Source organism: Chitinimonas viridis, assembly GCF_030409555.1.
GTDB classification, from domain to species: Bacteria; Pseudomonadota; Gammaproteobacteria; order Burkholderiales; family Chitinimonadaceae; genus Chitinimonas; species Chitinimonas viridis.
Window position 1 is genome coordinate 197,723 of the sequence record NZ_JAUFPU010000005.1, and the last position, 18,494, is coordinate 216,216.

Annotated in this window: 12 protein-coding genes; 7 read left to right on the top strand and 5 right to left on the bottom strand. The window is 61.6% G+C overall.

Going from position 1 to position 18,494, the window contains the following annotated elements; genetic code table 11:
- Positions 1-87: 87 nt before the first annotated feature.
- Positions 88-5,721 (bottom strand): alpha-2-macroglobulin family protein, encoded by a 5,634-nt coding sequence (locus tag QWZ03_RS07900; RefSeq protein ID WP_290332211.1) that lies wholly within the window; start codon positions 5,719-5,721, stop codon positions 88-90.
- A gap of 156 nt (positions 5,722-5,877) precedes the next feature.
- On the opposite strand from QWZ03_RS07900, the gene QWZ03_RS07905 reads away from it, so the two are divergent.
- The gene (locus tag QWZ03_RS07905) at positions 5,878-6,453 is read left to right on the top strand and encodes a TetR/AcrR family transcriptional regulator (RefSeq protein WP_290332212.1); all 576 of its coding nucleotides are present in this window, start codon (positions 5,878-5,880) and stop codon (positions 6,451-6,453) included.
- A gap of 221 nt (positions 6,454-6,674) precedes the next feature.
- Here QWZ03_RS07905 and QWZ03_RS07910 read toward each other — a convergent pair whose 3' ends face one another.
- The 4 genes from QWZ03_RS07910 to uvrA all read right to left on the bottom strand — a co-directional run bounded on the left by QWZ03_RS07910 (position 6,675) and on the right by uvrA (position 12,773).
- Positions 6,675-7,058 carry a DUF8785 domain-containing protein gene (locus QWZ03_RS07910; RefSeq protein WP_290332213.1) on the bottom strand — a complete coding sequence of 128 codons (384 nt, stop codon included), beginning with the start codon at positions 7,056-7,058 and terminating at the stop codon, positions 6,675-6,677.
- 140 nt (positions 7,059-7,198) lie between these two features.
- The gene (locus tag QWZ03_RS07915; RefSeq protein ID WP_290332214.1) at positions 7,199-7,933 is read right to left on the bottom strand and encodes a substrate-binding periplasmic protein; all 735 of its coding nucleotides are present in this window, start codon (positions 7,931-7,933) and stop codon (positions 7,199-7,201) included.
- 55 nt (positions 7,934-7,988) lie between these two features.
- Positions 7,989-9,794: an aminopeptidase P family protein gene (locus QWZ03_RS07920; RefSeq protein WP_290332215.1), complete on the bottom strand. Its 1,806-nt coding sequence runs from the start codon at positions 9,792-9,794 to the stop codon at positions 7,989-7,991.
- A gap of 138 nt (positions 9,795-9,932) precedes the next feature.
- Positions 9,933-12,773 carry an excinuclease ABC subunit UvrA gene (gene uvrA, locus QWZ03_RS07925; protein WP_284194761.1) on the bottom strand — a complete coding sequence of 947 codons (2,841 nt, stop codon included), beginning with the start codon at positions 12,771-12,773 and terminating at the stop codon, positions 9,933-9,935.
- 287 nt (positions 12,774-13,060) lie between these two features.
- Between uvrA and QWZ03_RS07930 the strand changes: the two genes are divergently transcribed.
- The 6 genes from QWZ03_RS07930 (at position 13,061) to hxsC (ending at position 18,492) form a co-directional block, all read left to right on the top strand.
- Positions 13,061-14,419, top strand: coding sequence for an MFS transporter (locus QWZ03_RS07930; protein WP_284194762.1), 1,359 nt, complete (start codon positions 13,061-13,063; stop codon positions 14,417-14,419).
- 122 nt (positions 14,420-14,541) lie between these two features.
- Positions 14,542-15,057, top strand: a complete 516-nt coding sequence (locus QWZ03_RS07935; RefSeq protein WP_290332216.1) for a single-stranded DNA-binding protein — start codon at positions 14,542-14,544, stop codon at positions 15,055-15,057.
- Positions 15,058-15,215: 158 nt separating this feature from the next.
- Positions 15,216-15,452 carry an IS66 family insertion sequence element accessory protein TnpB gene (gene tnpB / locus QWZ03_RS07940; RefSeq protein WP_290332217.1) on the top strand — a complete coding sequence of 79 codons (237 nt, stop codon included), beginning with the start codon at positions 15,216-15,218 and terminating at the stop codon, positions 15,450-15,452.
- Between the two features lie 122 nt (positions 15,453-15,574).
- Positions 15,575-15,874, top strand: a complete 300-nt coding sequence (locus QWZ03_RS07945) for a hypothetical protein (RefSeq protein WP_290332218.1) — start codon at positions 15,575-15,577, stop codon at positions 15,872-15,874.
- The gene (gene hxsB, locus QWZ03_RS07950; protein ID WP_290332219.1) at positions 15,868-17,307 is read left to right on the top strand and encodes a His-Xaa-Ser system radical SAM maturase HxsB; all 1,440 of its coding nucleotides are present in this window, start codon (positions 15,868-15,870) and stop codon (positions 17,305-17,307) included. Before QWZ03_RS07945 ends, hxsB begins: the two co-directional genes overlap by 7 nt.
- A gap of 51 nt (positions 17,308-17,358) precedes the next feature.
- Positions 17,359-18,492 (top strand): His-Xaa-Ser system radical SAM maturase HxsC, encoded by a 1,134-nt coding sequence (gene hxsC / locus QWZ03_RS07955; RefSeq protein WP_290332220.1) that lies wholly within the window; start codon positions 17,359-17,361, stop codon positions 18,490-18,492.
- Positions 18,493-18,494: the final 2 nt, after the last annotated feature.

Sequence of the window (18,494 nt, forward strand, 5' to 3'; positions counted from 1 at the left end):
TCATTGTGTTCCGGCGCTTTATTAATCCTGTTTACGAATTGTAAGCCAGATTCTGGCATTACTCACATAGGGTTAATCGGCAGTAACTCACTCTATCTTGAGGGCAGGGTTGGGAATCTCGCCAAATCTTTCTGGCGCGTACAGGGCTTCGACCCGTGTTGGCGGCAGGGCAAAGTCGCCACGGGTGTTCAGTCGCACGGTGTATTCCACCGTATGGCTACCCTTGGGCAGCCACTCGTAATAGGCCTTGTAGGCGGTTTCACCCTTCTCCTCAAAGGTCGGCCCGGCACCCGAGCTTTCCTCGTTGCTTGCCAGCAACTTCGAATCAGTGGCAAAACCACGGCCCAGCAACTGCGCACCAGCCGGTATCGGGTCATTGATGGCAACCCAGCTCATGTCAGCCTGAGCGTGTATGGTCAGGCGCACGCGCCAGACATCGCCCCTGGCCTGGCCCTTGCCGCGCGCCTCCACTGCAGTCCACTGCTTCTCCACCCGGTAGCCCGAAGCCAGCGGCGCCTTCAGGGGCAGTGCCGCGCGGGCCTGTATCACAGCCCAGGGCTTGCCGCTGCCCTGATGACTCAGGCCCAGGCTGCCGGATTTGACAGGCCAGGCCAGCTTGAGGCTGCCGCCCTTGGCCGATTTGTCCCAGTCCAGGCTTTGCTCGCCAACCAGCTTGGCCACCGTACGTCCGGTGGGCTGGCCGGCTTCCACTTCGGCGGCAAAGCGTCGTAGTGCCAGCGTGCCCCAGACATTGGCGACCGTGGTATCCCAATGGCCGCGCTGCTGCCGTCCTACCAGGCCACGGGCGATACGGCCCAGGTCTGCCTGCTTCTCCTTGCGATCCAGCGCCGCAATCAGGATGCGCGCTGCATCAGCATCCTGGCTGTCCATCATCCACCAGCCTTCCCAGCGTTCCGTCCCAGAGAAATTCAGGGTCGTGCCAGACAAATCCAGCCGGGCATTCAGTACCTGCCTGGCCTCCTTGATACGCTCGGCCCGCTGCGGCAGGTCGGTCACCTTGTCCAGCACTGCCATCCAGTCCAGCAAGGTCGCGGTAGACCAGCGATTGGGCTCCAGCACCAGGCCATCGAGCATGGCCGTGCGGGCCGCGCCGTGGCGCGCCAGCGCCGCAATGGCATCGAGCTTGTATGCGGCACGATTGGTACTGTTGCTGCCCGACGGCGTAATTGCCAGACGCCCCTGTACATACGCGGTCAGGGCGGATTTCATGCGTTCCCGGCCGGCATCCGGCAAGGCCCAGCCACTTTCGGCCGACAGGGTCAGCAAGTGGGCGGTCAATACCGGGCTACCACGCGACAGGCCAGGGAAATACATCGCCAGTCCATCGCTATCGAGATAGGCATCCAGCTGGCCGACCACAGCCTGCCAGCTAGCCTGATCATTCAAGCCAAAGGCGCGGGAAGTCTGCTGCTCCAGGCAGGTATAGGGGTAGCGTCGGAAATAGCCTTCCACCCCATCCAGCGCTGCAGCCAAGCTGGGCGACAAGGTCACCTCCAGGCCGCCACGGCCCTGCAGGGCATCGGCAGGCCGCGCCACCGGCAGGCTGTAGTCGGGTGCCAGCTGGGCCAGCGTTGCTTGCAGCACCCGCACCGGCACGGCTTCCAGCACCGCCTGGGGCTGGCTGATGGTGTCGTACAGCTTGCCGCTGTCGCTGGCCACCTCCACCGTCCACTTCAATTCACTGGCATCGCCCGGCACCGTGACTGGCCACAGCAGTTCCTGCGCGGCACCGCCCGCCAGCTCCACCTGCTGTGGTGCCAGCGCAGCCAAGCCCTGCACCTTGGGCCGGACCACCAGCTTGAGTGCCTGGCTGGTGGTATTGCGCACGGTGAAACCCGCTTCGAAGCGATCGCCCTGGCGCACACTGCGGGCCAGACCAGAGAACAGCATCACATCCTTGCTGGCGCGTATGCTGGTCGAGCCTGTTCCAAACCGGTCGGCACCCGCATTGGCTACGGCAACGATACGGAAACTGGTCAACGAATCATTCAGCGGCACCTCCACCATGGCTTCACCCTTGGCATCGAGTACCACCCTGGCCTTCCACAGCAGCAGCGTATCGAACAGCTCGCGTGTGCCGTTACGGCCACCGCCACCGCCTGCCGGCACGGCTTTACGCCCATAGTGGCGCTTGCCTATGACCTGCCCCTGGGCAGTCGCCGTGTTCAGGCCATAGGGCCGCTCACCCAGCATGGCCTCCAGCAGTTTCCAGGAGTCATTGGCACGCAGCGCAAGCAGGCCCTCATCCACCGCCGCCAAGGCAACCTCTGCGCCCTTGGCCGCTGGCTTGCCATCCGGTGTCTTCACCGCAATGCGCACCATCGCCTTGTCACGTACCTGGTACAGCGCCTTGTCGGCCGTCACCTTCACATCCAGCTTGTAGCCCTTGATACCCACCGGCAGCTTGATGATGCCCAGCTTGTAGGCCGGCTTAGCCAGGTCAACCATGGCCGTGGCGGCAGGGTCCATCAGCCGGCCGCGCACCACCAGCACCGAGACATAGACATTGGGCCCATGGCTGGCTTTCAACGGCACCTTGACCACCGGGTTGGCCGCAGTCAGGTTCTGGGTGCGCCACTCCAGCACCGATTCCCGCTCCACCGCGATCAGCGCCGTCGCCTCGCGGAATGGCATCTGCACCCGCAGCGTGGCCGTTTCGCCCGGCTCATAGGTTTTCTTGTCGGCAATCAGGTCGATGCGGTCGCTGTCACTACCACCCGACCAGCTCGTCCCATCACCGTAGGCGTACACCTCGTCATAGGTGTAGGCCGTCTTGCCTGCGTCGTCCTGGGCGGCTACCCGCACCACGATCTCGCCCACATGCTTGGCCGGCAACAGGCAAGGCATACGGCCACGCGCATCGGTCCGGCCACTGCACAGTTCACCCAGCGCCTTGTAGCGGGTGGTGCTCTCATAGCTGTAGAAGCCCCCCACCAGGCGCTTGCGGTGGCTGAATACCTGCCGCAACCAGGCCTCCGCCTTTACCGTCCGGCCAGCCAGCGGCTTACCCACCAGGCTGGCCAGGGCCAGTTGCATGGGTGTGCCGTTGGCCCCCATCTCCTCGACCTTGAGCCCGGGCTGCAAGGCCGCAGGCCACAGCGCCGTGGCGTTGGCCGCCGTCTGCACCTCGCCATTGGGGTCACGGTATTCCAGCTCGGCGCGCAGCCACATTGGCCGCGAGGGCATGGGCCAGCCACTCAGCGCAAGGCTGGCACCGCCTGCCTTATCCAGGGTGGCGTCCAGCACGCTCAGCACCTGCTCGCCACCCTCTCCTTCACCACTCAGGCCCAGCACTTCAGGCGATACATCGCCGCGCGAGAAATAGAAGCCCTCGAAATCATCGAGGCTGCGCCCGCCCATGGGCGCAACCGACGCCCGCAGCTTCACCTTTTCGCCCGCAGCAGGGCCGCCTGCCAGGTATTGCACCTGGGCCACGGCATTCACCTTGTCGCTGGCCACGGCATGCGGCGGCAGTTTCAGGGCGCCCCGCATCAGCGGCACCCGGAACTCCGCCACATTGAAATCACCGGCCGAGCCCAGGCTATCCACCTGCTCGCCCCGCTTACGCTCCATCACCACATCGTAGCTGCCCAGCTTGGCCGCTTCCGGCACCTTCCAGCTCAGGGTGGCGGCACCGTTCTTCCAGCTCACCGGCAGCACCACGCTGTCGTCCGAACCACGGTGCGTCAGCTTGATCTGGTTGGGCAGTTTGGCATCGGCCAGCCAGCCAAAGCCACCCGCCGTCTTCTCGCGGGCGAACACCTTGATGGCAACGGTTTCGCCGGCACGATATAGGCCGCGATCAAACACTGCATGAAAGGTACGGCGATAGTCACGGTCGTATTCCGTGTTCAGGCCAAAGCGCCACGACTCGATGCCTTGGTCCCACTCCGAGGAGACAAAGCTGACATCATCGCCCAGGCGGGCAAAGGCATAGATGGGGCAGTCATAGCGTGAACCCGGCAGCGGCTGGGCATGGCGCCATACGCCCTGCTTGTCGGTCTTGCCGCTGGCCAGCAGCTTGCCCTTGCAATCAAGCAGGCTGACACTGGCCGCATTGACCAGCCAGCCCTTGTCCAGCGTGGTCACCCACACCAGGGCATCGTCGAAACCACGACGGAAGTGCACGCCCAGATTGGTCACCAGGCCGCCTGCGGCTATCTGCATGGGCGCCACCGGCTGCAACAGGCGCTGCCCCAGGCGGGTGCTCTCCACTTCCACGATGGTCAGGCCCGATTGCGGCAGCGGTATGCCTATCACTTCGGCGGCCTTGTCGTCGTTGGGCGCCGGCAGTCGATAGCGTTTCACATCGGCCACCCCCTTGAGCAGCGACGCCGCCCGGTAGTCCTGGTTTTCGCTACCGTTGGCGCCACGGCGCAGGCGCAAGTACCAATTCAGTATGTCTGCCTCGCGGGTCAGCGTCAGTTGCCGGTACACCAGGCCCAGGCTGGCCTGGTTGGGCGCAGCATTGCCAGTGGCGGCCTTGGCCAGGTCCACGATCTTGTCCAGCACGCCCGTCGCAGCGGGTTCGTTGGCGCGCGCGGCCTCGCCGACATTGCGCACCGTCACCGGCAGCGCCCCTACCGACCGCTCGACAATACCGAAGCTGGCCGCGAACTTGGCCAGGGGCGGGAAGCTGTCGAGTTTGACGGCCAGCGGAAACTCCTTGGCATTGGACAAAGGACGGTTGAACTCATCACGCAGATTGGCAGGCAGGCTCAGGCGCAAGGTGCCGCCTTCGGGGAACAAGGGCTTGAAACGCACCCCCTGCACTGGCTCCATGCGCTTGCCGTCTTCGTCTTCCAGCGTGCCCGGTTCGTTGATGATGGGCTCGGCGGCCCAGCGCTGCTTGCCGTCGCTGCTGCTCAATACGATGGCGCGGGCCGTGGTCGCGCTGACCGAGGCACTGAAATACAGCTCGATCGGGCTGATGGGTACACAACCTGCCGTCCCACGGGTGCGCTCGCATGTCAGCGTCGCAGTAAAGTGGGGGCGCACCTGATAGTCAAAGCTCATGGGCTCGCGCAGGCTCAAGCCGTTTGCGGTGGCAAGGCCGGCGTCGAATACCAGTTTGATGGCCGTATCAGCCGGCAGGGGACGCTGGCAGCGCAGCGCCACGCCATTGTCGGGCCAGCCCGCTGGCGCGCCGAATACCGCCTTGAACAGCTTGTCCCGCTCGGCTGCAGCCAACACCACCACGGGCAGACGCTCACGCAGGCCAGCAACTTCACAGCGGGTCTTGGCCAGCAGGCTTTGCGGCGTAGGGGCGACGTCAAAGGGAATGATGAAGACCTGATTGTCGGCCACCCAATCGCCACTGCTGGGCCAGGTACGGCCATATCGTCCACCCGGCTCAGGCCCGCCGGTGCTGAAGTCATAGCGCACGGCAGCCAACGCCTCACCCTTCAGGGTCTTGGTCCCCGGCTTGAGCGAGAACTGGCATTGCTTGCCGTCAGGCAGGTCACGCACAAAGTCATAGACCCAGGTCTTGTCGTCTATCCAGCGGCCACTGCCCTGCTCATCACCACACGCGATACTGAACGGGTCGGGCAGGCGTGGATCGCCAAACCGCACCATGGCATCGCTGAATATGGCCTTGGCCTGGCGGATATTACGTACCGCACCTTGTGGTGAAAATGATTCGACTTCGGCAGCGGTGGCCAGGCCGCACAACAGGGCGGCAAACAAGGCTGGACGCATGGGTAGACCTCCGGGGTAGCTCTGATTTTGCTACATGGTAGCAGGCCGCCCCGCATATGCCGTAGGAATGCCCGATGACAAGCGTGCGCTTGACCGGGCGATTGCGTATAAAATACCGCATCGTCTGGACACATCAGCACCTACTAGAAAAGCATCATGACCACACAAGAAGAGAAGACACGACGGGCCGAATTGATCGCAGCCGCCAGCCGGCTGTTCAAGGAGCAAGGTTATGAGCGCACCACCGTGCGTGACCTGGCCCAGGCGGTTGGCATGCAATCGGGCAGCCTGTTCTACCACTTCCGCACCAAGGAAGAGATGCTGGTCGCCGTGATGGCTGCCGGCATAGGCGATCTGACCGATCGCCTGGAAGAAGCACTGGGCCAGGCCAAGACGCCGATGGACAAGCTGCGCACCGTCTGCCGTGTCCACCTCGACACCCTGCTGGGCGATGACAAGGGCGCCCTGTCGGTGCTGCTGTACGAATGGCCCAGCCTGTCGGACAAGGCCCGCGCCGAACTGATCAAGCTGCGCGACAGCTACGAGCGCGACTGGCAACAGGTGCTGGACGAAGCCGCCGCCGCCGGCTTGGTACACGAAGACACCCGCCTGCTGCGCAAGGTACTGCTGGGCGGCCTGCACTGGACCATCATGTGGTATCGCCCGGAAGGTGGCGGCACGCCATCCGACCTGGCCGACCGCATACTCGAGCTGATCATCCGCAAAAAGTAATCCGCCACGGTAAGAACAACGCCCTCCCATACAGGAGGGCGTTGTCGTTTGTGCCGTCGCCTATCCACCGCCGCTAGCGAGGCTCTCGCGCGGCGGCGAGTGCGGGGGGATACAACCAGGAGAGCGCCTGCGGGTTCAGCTTGCGCTGCTGTTGAGCGCCAGTATTGCCCTGTCGCCTGCTCCGCCGCCCACCCGCTATCCCTTTGGGTTCATAACAGGCGCTAGCGCTCCAGCGTACGCACCCGCGTCACGTAATACATGGTCTCGCCAAAGCAGGTGGTGGGCACACCCACATGCTGCTCGTAATAGAGCGTCACCTTCTTGCCCAGGCTGTCATTGATGGCCTGTACCAATTTTTCGTCATGCACGGTAAAGGTGAACTTCTCGGTCAAGGTCCCTGGGATATTGATCATGGCCAGTTCGCCCTCCCAGGTCTTGCAGATCCAGCCCTTCTTGGACAGCTTCTGCACAAAGCCCGCCCGCTCGCCCTCGGCATAGCTCCAGCTGGTCACCACCCAGAGATAGCCCGCCAGCGAGAGCCCAGCCAGCAGCAACAAGCCCAACAGCCAGCGGCCCCAACGTAGATTGGCGAACGGGTTTTGCATGGTCACAGCTCTCGATAGCGGTCATGAACGGCCGCAATCTTAGAACCGTGACGTGGAATAGGCGAGTGTTTCCGAATGTGTCCCTATCTTGCACACGCTTGGGCGCGAACAGAATCGCAAACAGCACCGTGGTCCAGATGCTACTCCGGCGGCAGATAGTTACTCAGATGCCGCTCCAGCCGCCCCTCTGACAAAGCTTTTGCAATAGCCTTATCCATCCGTGCCACCAATGCCGGGTCGGTATCCGGTGGATAGACTGGGTAGAGCGCAATCGGCGGCACCGGTATTTTCACCAGGCGATACTGCACCGAGGCAATAGGCCGAAAAAAAAGCGGGGTCAGGGGGTTGGAAAAATACGCCGCATCGATGCGGCCCAGCCGCAGCTTGCCCAGGTTGGCCAGCTCCCACTCGGGCACCCCGGTCCTGTCCATATTGATGCCAGGGTTATCGAGAAAATCCGGGCTTTTGCCGCCCACTGTCCAGCCTATGGTAAAGCCAGCCAGATCCTCCGGGCGGTTAAGCTGCTTGAGCGGCGATGCTGGTAGTACCGCCAGGCAAGGCTCGAAACGGGTAACCAAGGTGTTGCCGAACCGTAGCTGCTGCAAGCGCTCCGGGGTACGTGTCAGGATGGGGGAGAACTGCAGCTTGCCCAGCCGCAGATCCTCCACCAACCGGCTGACTGTTACCGCACCATGCCAGCGCAAGGTCACACCGGCACGGGGCGCCACGTCCTGGTTGTAGAAATCCACCAGCGCCCCGCTCACCTTGTCGTTACCGGCGGCAATGATCCAGGGCGCTACGGAAAACGCCCCCACCTCCAGGGTCTCTGCCTGCGCAACGCAAAGCAGACACAGGGCCAGCAAGCATCGGTACATGGATAGGGTGTCTCCAGTGGGCATGCACCCAGTCTAGATCACCCCCCAGGCTGTGTCAGATTGCCTCGGTACGCTGCAGCAACCAATCGCGCGCTGCGCCCTCCACCAAGGGCAGCAAACGGCTGCATACGGTGGCGTGGTAGTCATTGAGCCAGGCCAGTTCATCGGCACGCAGCAGCGCCTTGTCCACGCAACGGGTGTCGATAGGGCACAGGGTCAGCGTCTCGAACGCCAGGAACTCGCCAAACTCGCCGCCGCCGGCCGATACATTCAGCAGCAGGTTCTCGATGCGCACACCCCACTGGCCCGGCCGATAGATACCCGGCTCGTTGGAGGTGATCATGCCCAATTCCATGGCGGTATGCGGCTCGGGCGGGCTATGGGGCGAGATGGACTGCGGCCCCTCGTGCACATTGAGGAAGTAGCCCACGCCATGGCCAGTGCCATGGCCGAAATCGATATTGGCCGCCCAGATGGGCGCCCTTGCCAGGGCATCCAGCAGCGGGCTGCGGGTGCCTTGCGGAAAACGTGCCATCGACAGCGCAATCATGCCCTTGAGCACCAGGGTGAAATCGCGCTGCTGCGCCGGGCTGACCTGGCCCACCGCCACCACACGGGTGATATCGGTGGTGCCACCCAGGTACTGGCCACCGGAGTCGATCAGCAGCAGGCCGTCGCCCTCTATCACGGCGTGGCTTTCGCGGGTGGCGCGGTAATGCGGCATGGCGCCGTTGCCATTGAAACCGGCAATGGTGGCAAAACTGGGGCAGACAAAGCCGGCACGGCGCTGGCGTGCGGCAGTGATCTGCTCGTCTATGGTCAGCTCGGTCACCCGCTCACGCCCCAGCGCCTGCTCCAGCCAGCTGAAGAACTCGCACAGCGCAGCGCCGTCCTGCTCCATGGCCTGCCGCACAAACCCGGCCTCGGCCTCGCTCTTGCGCGACTTGGCAAAGGTGGAGGGGTTGATAGCCTCGATCACCCTGACACCTGCCGGCACGGCCTGGCGCAGGCCCAGTGTGATGCGGCGCGGGTCGATCAACAGGCTGGCGGCTGCCGGCAGCGCCGCCAGGGCGGCGGCTGCCTCGGCATACTCGGCCACCTGCACGCCATCCCCCGCCAGCTTGGCGGCCAGGGCCGCATCCACCTTGCCGGCCGCCACAAACAGGGTGGCGCCATGCTGGCCGATCAAGGCGTGGCCGACGAACACCGGGTTGTAATTCACGTCGGCCCCGCGCAGACTCAGCAGCCAGGCCAGATCGTCGAGGGTAGAAACAAAGTGCCAGTCGGCGCCCAAACGTCGCATCTCGCCACGCAGCTGGGCGAGCTTGTCGGCCCGGCTCACCGTGGCATAAGGCGCTTCATGCTGGTAGATGGCGGCATCGGGCAGGCTGGGGCGATCGGTCCAGACGGCTTCCAGCAAATCCAGTTCGGTGCGCAGCACGATGCCTTGGGCATCCAGCGCAGCTTGCAGCGCACGGGCTGCCGCCAGGCCCAGCACGGCGCCATCGACGCCCACGCTGGCGCCCGCCGCCACATTGCCCGCCAGCCAATCGAGATGCGCCGGGCTGCTGGCCACCGCAATCTTCATCAGCGCAATGCCCGACCCAGCCAGCTCGGCCTCGGCCTGGGTCCAGTAGCGGCTGTCCACCCACAACCCTGCAAAATCGGCGGTCACCACCAGCGTGCCCACCGAGCCACGGAAACCCGTCAGCCAACGCCTGCCCTGCCAACGCCCCGGCAGGTACTCGGACAGATGCGGGTCGGCCGAGGGCACAATATAGGCTGCAAGGCCTTGCGCCTGCATAGCGCTACGCAAGGCAGCAATACGGGCGACGACGGGATTCTGGCTGGAGGCGTTCATGGCGATTCCTGTACGGGATAGGAAAACGACCGGCCTGTGGGGCCGGTCGCGACAGCAGTTCGATAGGCGCGGCAAGGCGCCACTTTAGGCAGCGCAGCCCCCGCTGTATAGATACAGCCGGGGCACGCCGGCATGGGATCAGCCCAGCAGCTTTTTCAGGTAGTGACCGGTATGGCTGGCCGGGTTGGCCGCCACATCCTCGGGCGTGCCCGTCGCAATGATCTGGCCACCACCTGCCCCACCCTCGGGCCCCAGGTCTACCAGCCAGTCGGCCACCTTGATCACATCCAGATTGTGCTCAATCACCACCACCGTGTTGCCATGCTCGGTCAACCGCTGCAACACCGTCAGCAGCAGGTCGATATCATGGAAATGCAGGCCGGTGGTCGGCTCATCCAGGATGTAGAGCGTGCGGCCGGTATCGCGCTTGGACAGCTCCAAGGCCAGCTTGACCCGCTGTGCCTCGCCACCCGATAGCGTGGTGGCGCTCTGCCCCAGTCGGATATAGCTCAAGCCCACGTCCATCAGCGTCTGCAGCTTGCGGGCTATGCTGGGCACGGCATCGAAGAATTCGCGCGCCTGCTCCACCGTCATCTCCAGCACCTCGGTGATGTTCTTGCCCTTGTACTGCACTTCCAGCGTCTCGCGGTTGTAGCGCTTGCCGTGGCAGACATCGCAGGGCACATACACATCCGGCAGGAAGTGCATCTCCACCTTGATCACGCCGTCGCCCTGGCAGGCCTCGCAGCGGCCACCCTTGACGTTGAAGGAGAAACGCCCCGGCCCATAGCCGCGTTCGCGCGACATCGGCACCCCAGCGTACAGGTCGCGTATGGGGGTAAACAGCCCGGTATAGGTCGCCGGGTTGGAGCGCGGCGTGCGGCCTATGGGCGACTGGTCCACATTGATGACCTTGTCGAACTGATTCAGCCCCACGATCTCGTCATGCGCGGCCGGTTCCTCGTTGCTGCCATAGATAGCGCGGGCCGCAGCGGCGTACAGGGTGTCGTTGATCAGGGTGGATTTACCCGAGCCGGACACCCCGGTGATGCAAACCATCATACCTAGCGGCAGGGCAAGGTTCACGCCCTTGAGGTTGTTGCCACGGGCGCCTTTCAAGGTCAGCCAACGGTCTGGCTGCGGCTGGCGCCGCTGTGCGGGTACCGCAATCTTGCGCACGCCGGAGAGGAACTGGCCGGTGATGGAATCCGGGTTGGCCATGATTTCCTCCGGCCTGCCCACCCCCAGCACCTGGCCGCCGTGCTCGCCGGCCCCCGGCCCCATGTCTACCAGGCAGTCGGCAGCGCGTATGGCATCCTCATCATGCTCCACCACGATCACGCTATTACCCAGGTCGCGCAGGCGCATCAGCGTCCCCAGCAGGCGGTCGTTATCGCGCTGGTGCAGGCCAATGGAAGGCTCATCCAGCACGTACATGACGCCAGTCAGGCCCGAGCCTATCTGCGATGCCAGCCGTATGCGCTGGGCCTCGCCGCCCGATAGCGTGTCGGCCGAACGATCCAGGCTGAGGTAATCCAGCCCCACATTGACCAGGAAGCCCAGCCGGTCGCCTATTTCCTTGACGATCTTCTCGGCAATCTGCGCCTTGTTGCCCTGCAGGGTCAGCTCCGCAAAGAACTTGCTGGAATCACGCAAGGCCAGCTGGCTGATCTCGAATACATTCTTGTCGGCAATGCGCACATGCCTTGCCTCCAGCCGCAGGCGGGCGCCATGGCAGCTGGGGCAAGGCTGGTTGTTCAGGTACTTGGACAATTCCTCGCGCACCGCGACCGAATCGGTCTCGCGGTAGCGCCGTTCCAGGTTGGGGATGATGCCCTCGAAGGGGTGCGCCCGCTCGAACTTGGTGCCCCGCTCGTTCAGGTAGATAAAGCGTATCTCTTCCTTGCCCGAACCATGCAGCACCACCTTCTGCACTTCCGCCGTCAGCGCATCCCACTCGGCATCGACATCAAAGCCATAGTGCTCGGCCAGCGCCTGCAGCATCTGGAAATAGAACTGGTTGCGTTTGTCCCAGCCCTTGATGGCACCGGCTGCCAGGCTAAGGTGAGGCAAGGCCACCACCCGCTTCTGGTCGAAGAACTGGATGGACCCCAGGCCGTCGCACTTGGGGCAGGCCCCCATGGGGTTGTTGAACGAGAACAGGCGGGGTTCCAGCTCGGGCAGGCTGTAGCTGCAGACCGGGCAGGCAAACTTGGCAGAAAACCAATGCTCCTTGTTGCTGTCCATCTCCACCGCAATGGCGCGGCCGTCAGCGTGGCGCAGGGCCGTCTCGAAACTCTCGGCCAGCCGCTGCTTCAGGTCTGCCCGCACCTTCAGCCTGTCCACCACTACCTCGATGGTGTGCTTCTTGTTCTTGTCCAGCTTGGGTATGGCATCAATCTCATGCACTTCGCCATCCACCCGCACCCGCACAAAGCCCTGGGCGCGCAGCTCGTCGAACAGATCCAGGTTCTCACCCTTCTTGCCCATGATCACCGGCGCCATGATCATCAGCTTGGTGTCCTCGGGCAGCGCCAGCACATGGTCCACCATCTGGCTCACGGTCTGCGATTCCAGCGCCTGGTTGTGATCGGGGCAATAAGGCGTACCCACCCGCGCATAGAGCAGACGCAGATAGTCATGTATCTCGGTCACCGTGCCCACGGTGGAACGGGGATTGTGGCTGGTCGCTTTCTGCTCGATGGAGATCGCCGGCGACAGCCCCTCGATCAGGTCCACGTCCGGCTTTTCCATCAATTGCAGGAACTGCCGGGCATAGGCCGACAGGCTTTCCACATAGCGCCGCTGCCCTTCCGCATAGAGCGTATCAAAGGCCAGCGACGACTTGCCCGAGCCAGACAGGCCGGTAATCACCACCAACTGGTGACGCGGCAGATCCAGATTCACATTCTTCAGGTTATGGGTGCGGGCACCCCGTATGCGTATCAGATTGTTCGGGTCGACAGGATGGTAGCTCATGGCCGGGCTCTAACTGGGCGGGTAAGGCAATCCGCGAGTTTACCGGAGTTACACGGCAAAAGTTCTGCTGCCGCACGGCACTACTGCACGCTCCTGCCAAACCTGCCCCAGGCCACACCGGGAGTACCGCAGCCATCAAGGCTTGCCGGCCGTAACACCCGCCACAGCAGCCCCGCCCTCCTGCCATGGCATAAGTTAAATCAGCACACCAGGCGGGGATATCGCGGCAGATTTGCTAGAATCCCGCCTTTCGCATTCCGGCAACACCCTCCAGCCCCCCAAGCACCATGTCCCCGCTAGAACTCCGCGCCTCTGCCGGCTTGTCCGGCCTTTACGCACTGCGCATGCTTGGCATGTTCCTGGTGCTGCCGGTGTTCGCCCTGTATGCGGCCAAGCTGCCGGGGGGAAACAACCACACCCTGGTCGGCATCGCCATGGGCATCTATGGGCTGACCCAGGCATTGCTGCAACTGCCGCTGGGCATGCTGTCCGACCGCATAGGCCGTAAGCCCGTCATCTATGGCGGCCTGTTGATGCTGGCCGTAGGCAGCGTGATCGCCGCCATGGCCGACAACCTGCTCTGGCTCACCATAGGCCGTGCCCTGCAGGGTGCCGGCGCCATCTCGGCCGCCATCACCGCCCTGCTGGCCGACCTGACGCGTGAGGAAAACCGCACCAAGGCCATGGCCATGGTCGGCGGCAGCATAGGCATCACCTTCTCCATCTCCCTGGTCGCCGCCCCTGCCCTGGCAGACAGCATAGGCCTGTCGGGCATCTTCCTCCTGACTGGCGGGCTGGCGTTGGCGGCCATCATCGGCGTCTGGCAGATTATCCCCGACCCCTCGCAAAGCCGCTTCCATTCCGACGCCGAAGCCAACCCCAAGCGCCTGGGCGCCGTGCTGCGCGATCCGCAGCTGCGGCGACTCAACTATGGCGTATTTGCCCTGCATGCCGCCCAGATGGCCCTGTTCGTCACCCTGCCGCTGGCACTGGTGCAGACCGTGGGCCTGGCCGCAGGCGAGCACTGGAAGGTCTACCTGCCGGTCATGGCCATCGGTTTCATCCTCATGGTGCCCGCCGTCATCGTGGGCGAGACCCGCAACAAGCTCAAGCAGGTGTTCACCGCCGCTGTCGCCCTGATGCTGGTGGCCCAGTTGGGCATGGCCAGCGGCTTTGGCACGCTGACCCAGATCATGGTGTGGCTGGGCCTCTATTTCATCGCCTTCAATATCCTGGAGGCCACCCAGCCCAGCCTGATCTCCAAGATCGCCCCCGCCGATGCCAAGGGCACCGCCATGGGGGTTTACAACACCACCCAATCGCTGGGTTTTGCCGTGGGCTCGGCGGCTGGCGCCACCCTGTACCAGCACGGCGGCGCCCTGACCGTCCACCTGTTCTGCGCCGCCCTGATCGGCATCTGGCTGGTGGTCACCTTAGGGCTTAAACCCCCTATGCCGGTGCGCACCATGATGTACCATATCGATGATGCGCAACTGGGCAACGCCACCGAGCTGGCCCGCCAGCTATCCCAACTGGCCGGCGTAAAAGAAGCCGTGGTGATCGCAGAGGAAGGCGTGGCCTACCTCAAGGTCATGCGCGAGGGATGGGACGAAGCCGGCGCGCATGCGCTGCTCGGCATCGCCTGAGCCCAGATACACCCGCGCTGGTATGCCCGCGCTGGCAGCAGTTTTAGTTATTCAGTAAACACATACGACGGTGGCCGGCAAATCCAGTGCCGCGCCACCTTATCCATTGGAGAAAACGCAATATGGCATCGCTCAACAAAGTCCTGCTGATCGGCAATCTGGGCCGCGACCCCGAGATGCGCTACATGCCGGATGGCTCGGCCATCTGCAACTTCAGCATCGCCACCACCGAAACCTGGAAGGACAAGAACAGCGGCCAGAAGCAGGAAAAGACCGAGTGGCACAACATCACCATGTACCGCCGCCTGGCCGAAATTGCCGGCCAGTACCTGAAGAAGGGTAGCTCGGTCTATATCGAAGGCCGCCTGCAGACCCGCAAGTGGCAGGACAAGACCACCGGCCAGGATCGCTACACCACCGAGATCATCGCCGACGAAATGAAGATGCTGGGCGGCAAGTCCGGCGGCATGAGCAGCGGCGCCGAGTACGATCAGAGCGCCCCCAGCTACAACGACGCCCCCTCGGCCCCACCCGCCCAGCGCGGCGGCGGTGCCCCAGCAGCCGCAGGCGGCCAATCGCGCCCTGCGCCGCAAAAGCCGCAGAGCTTTGACGACTTTGAGGACGATATTCCGTTCTAAATGGAATCGGCACCGTTTTGCCAGCAAAGGCCCGCACTCCAAAAGGAGGCGGGCTTTTTCTATCCCAGGCGGTTTCATAAATACCCGGCGGCCCGCATCTAGCTACTTTGGTGGGATGATCGCTAAGCTGATCGAACCCTTGTTGCAGGAGTTCAGTCATGCTCGCAGCCCCTCAACGCGCCATCATCACCAACCAGCCCGGCGATATGCGCCACTCCATCGACGGACTGGCACTACTGGCCGAAACCGTACTAAAACGCTCGCGACTATCCGGTGAGTTGTTCGTGTTTCTCAACCGCACGCGCGATACGGTGAACAGACCACACGAACGGACAAAGAACAAGGTAGAACGGCGAACCTCGGGTTGGTCTTTTCATTCATTCCTACTACGTTGAAGAAGAGTCCGCTTGATAAGTGCAAAGCACAACTGGGCAGTCGTCATAAGGAGGAAGCATGTCTACCGCCTGCGCGTTGATCTCAATCGCGCCATTGCGCCGCTCGTCAGTAGGTACCGGTCATGCCTAACCTTGACCGTGCGGACTGGTATGCAATCGAAATTCCTGCAGCAACAGAGTACGTCGATGTATTACGTGCGATGGCGCTCTGCCAACGCAGTATGCTCATACGTGACAAAAGCGAGGTTGGCGGACAGCTGGTCGAAATAATGGCTACAACTCCCCAGGAAGCTGCCGACCGTGAAGTTGTGTTTCGTCAAATCTTGACGGACCAGATACTCCGTCGGCAGATCGCTCAGAAGGCTGATACCACCATTGGTGGCATTGCCGACGCCATTTTGTACAAGGCGGGTGCATGCTGACCGACGCATATCCCACTACCCTCTACCCGTTTCGTTTCCGTCGACTTGCACCAGACAACATCGTCGCTGTAAGCGAGACAGGTGATCATATCTTCCTGAACGATTCCACCCTATCAGATTTAGTGCATCGCTTTGCCAACTTCTCTGCTCCACAAATTGCCGAACTTAAATCTAAATTCTTCTTAGGCCCCCCGGGTGGAACACCCGGCCTACGGCGTTTGATCAGCTCCCGCATCGCAGCCAAGCATGAAACCGTCCTAAGCGGCCCTTCACTACATATCATCGTCCCGACACTACAATGCGCACATTCTTGTCGCTATTGCCAAGTCAGCCGGGCACTGGATGATGAAGGCCATACCATGTCGATGGATGACTTGGATGCTGCTTGTGACACCATCTTCGAGAGTCGCGCCCAAGCCCTGACTGTCGAGTTTCAAGGCGGTGATCCGTTACTCCGGTTTGATCTTATTCGGCATGCCATAGAGCGTATTCAAACAAGGAACATTGGAGAACAGCGTCACCTGCGATTTGTTGTGACCTCAACTCTGCATCAGCTTACAGAGGAGATGTGTCAGTTTTTCAAGGCTCATAAGGTTTACCTCTCGACTAGCATTGATGGGCCAGAGGAGCTGCATAATCGAAACCGACCACTTCCCGGAAAAGACGGCTACGAACGCACGCTCAAAGGTATGTCACTTGCAAGGAGGATCATCGGGGTAGATGCCGTCGCAGCACTGGTTACCGTCACCAGGAACTCACTCGAATACGCTGAAACCATTGTTGATCAGTATGTTGATCTAAAACTACACGATATCTTTCTGCGGCCGTTGAGCAACTACGGCTTTGCTGTGAAGAATGCGCATGCCCTTAGTTATTCTCATGCAGAGTTTGCCGCGTTCTATGCTCAAGCGTTCGAGCGGGTTATTTACTGGAACCGGCAAGGCTATCCATTGCGAGAGGTCGGAGCGTCCATCGCATTAAACAAAGTGCTCTCAACGCATGACGGAGGCTACGTAGATTTGCAGTCTCCCAGTGGTGCAGGCTTGGCCGCGATTGTTTACAACTACGATGGTTTTATCTATCCCAGCGACGAAGCACGAATGCTTGCGGAAATGGGTGATTTCGGGTTACGGCTCGGTAAGATTGGCCAACCGCTAGCCCAGGTGCTGAAAAGCCCTGTACAGCGAGATTTGATTCAAGCTAGCCTGGGTCGATATGTACCCGGCTGTGATGAGTGTGCTTATCGCACCTATTGCGGCCCCGATCCGGTGAATACCTACGGCCGCTTCGGCACCACACGTGCGCCAATTTATTTAACTGACCACTGCCAACGCCAAATGTGGCTTTTTGATTATCTATTTCAAAAGCTGCACGGTGAGGATGAGGACTTCCTCAATCTGGCGTTCGAATGGGCGAAACCCAACGGGGGATAGCGTATGCGTAAGGTGCACGCACGATCGCTAGGTATCGGAGACCGGACCGTCATGCGGGTCATACCGCTGGGTGAGTTAAGCCATGAATGGACTCCGGAACTGCAGTACCTGGTCCCCGTCGCCGATGCTCAGGACGCTCAGGAACTGCGTCAGTTATGCACCGGTGGGCTGCACAATCTCTATCCATTGTTATCTGAATCGCTTTGGGAAACGTCCTGGCAAAACAACGCTGTCGTCGGGGATGTAACGCTGCTGGAGGCTGGCGACGTCGTGGTGTCTCAGCCGCATCGTAATGAAATCCAGGTCCAGTATCGGCCGAGCGACGATCATCACGCCATCTTCCTGACCAATCGCTGCAATAGCTACTGCTTAATGTGCTCACAACCGCCGACGCCACAAGACGACAGTTGGTTGGTTGGAGAGGCAATTGAAATACTCCGGCACATCTTACCCTCCCCTGCTGTGATTGGCATGACAGGTGGAGAGCCTCTACTACTCGGCCCCAAGCTACGGGAAGTATTCGATATAACAGCCGAATTGCACCCCACCAGCCGCATCGACTTGCTCACAAATGGCCGCCTGCTGGCCAACCCAGACTGTGTGAAGCAACTATTGGGACAATTGCGCGCGAATGTGTGTTGGTTAGTTCCGCTGTATGGCCACGCTGACTTCCTACATGACTTCGTCGTGCAGAGTCACGGTGCTTTCCACGAGACGTTAGCAGGCCTGTTAAACCTGCAAAGCTATGAACAAGCTATCCAATTGCGCATTGTCTTGATTGAACCTGTCCTTGAAATCCTGCCACAACTATGCGCCTTCATAGGCCGTAATCTGCCTTTTGTACGTGAAGTGGCCATTATGGGATGCGAGCCCATCGGTTTTGCATTGGCTAACCGTGCTCAGTGCGAAATGGACTTAGGAAACTGGCATTCGGAGCTGCTTGCCGGCATAAGTGCACTGGATAGAGCTGGTATCCCTTGCATCCTCATGAACACCCCGTTATGCACGTTACCTTCAGCATTATGGCGGTATGCCCATCGCAGTATTTCGGATTGGAAGCGTGTGTATGTGGGCGAGTGCGAGCAATGCTTGGTCAAGGATGCATGCGGTGGCCTTTTTGCTTGGCAGGAGAAAGGTTGGCGACCCGGTGCAATAGTCCCCATTCGGGAGGTAATGACGACATGAGC